The organism is Neobacillus niacini (genome assembly GCF_019749295.1).
Taxonomy (GTDB): domain Bacteria; phylum Bacillota; class Bacilli; order Bacillales; family Cytobacillaceae; genus Neobacillus; species Neobacillus niacini_D.
On the sequence record NZ_JACWFG010000031.1, the window covers coordinates 1 to 1,214 of the forward strand.

Here is a 1,214-nt window from a genome sequence, read left to right on the forward strand (position 1 = left end):
CAATTACTTACGTGCGGCTGCTTATGAACGGTCTCCAGATCGCCGAGACTACCGAAACGGCTACTATGAACGCGAATTGATCCTAGGTATTGGGAAACTAAAGCTAAAGGTGCCTAGGACCAGAAATGGTGAGTTTTCCACTTCTGTCTTCGAAAAGTATGCTCGCTGTGACCAAGCCTTGGTCATCTCCATGCTAGAAATGTTCATTAACGGTGTTTCAACTCGGAAAGTTTCGAATATAGTTGAGCAGCTCTGTGGGGAAAGTATATCGAAATCGTTAGTATCTTCCCTTACTCAAAAGCTTGACCCCATTGTTAATGATTGGTCCAAACGCCCTTTGAATGTCATGTACTATCCTTATATTTTTGTGGATGCCATGTATATTAAGGTCCGGGAACATAACAAAGTTGTCTCAAAAGCTGTGTACATTGCGACAGCCATTACCGAGATGAATACACGTGAAATCCTTGGGCTTAGTGTGGATCATGCAGAGGATTTCGACAGTTGGAGTCGTTTCTTTCAACAGCTTAAATCCCGTGGACTTCAATCTCCAAAACTGGTCATCTCAGATGCTCATCTAGGGCTACAAAAGGCAATACAGCGCGATTTTATTGGTACTACATGGCAAAGATGCACGGTACATTTTAAACGCAATATAATAGGGAAACTCCCCAAGAAGGATTCCGCAGAGATACGAACAATGATTAAACGGGTCTTTGAAGCTGTTACGGTGGAGGATATCCGTAGATTTAAGAATGAATTAATGAACCAGTTTGGGGATGAGGCTAAATATGCTAAAGCCTTGGAAACTTTAGATGAAGGCTTCGAAGATGCCATTCAATACCTAAACTTTCCTGAGAAGATGCACCCTCATATCCGAAGCACAAATTCTCTTGAACGCTTAAACCAAGAAGTCCGTAGAAGGGAGAAAGTTATTCGTATTTTCCCCAATACACAATCTGCTTTTCGATTGATTGGTGCTGTTCTCATGCAATACCAGGAGGAATACTCCAAGAGAAAGATAATAATTAATAACAAATAAAACTCTTATTTTCGACTCACTTCCATCATGGAATGATTACATATCCGGGGAGGGTTGTCAAAGTGAAAAGCCTTTGACAACCCTCCCCGGATATGAAGATAAAAAACCATGGAAGTTTCGTCAAAAAAAATTGTAAGGGTATGGATAGAGAATAAGCAAAGGTGAAGCTGAA

At 41.0% G+C, this 1,214-nt stretch carries 1 protein-coding gene; it reads left to right on the forward strand.

Going from position 1 to position 1,214, the window contains the following annotated elements:
- Positions 1 to 1,042: IS256 family transposase (locus H0184_RS26540; protein ID WP_221830743.1), on the forward strand; the 1,042-nt coding region annotated here is incomplete at its 5' end.
- Positions 1,043 to 1,214 lie beyond the last annotated feature (172 nt).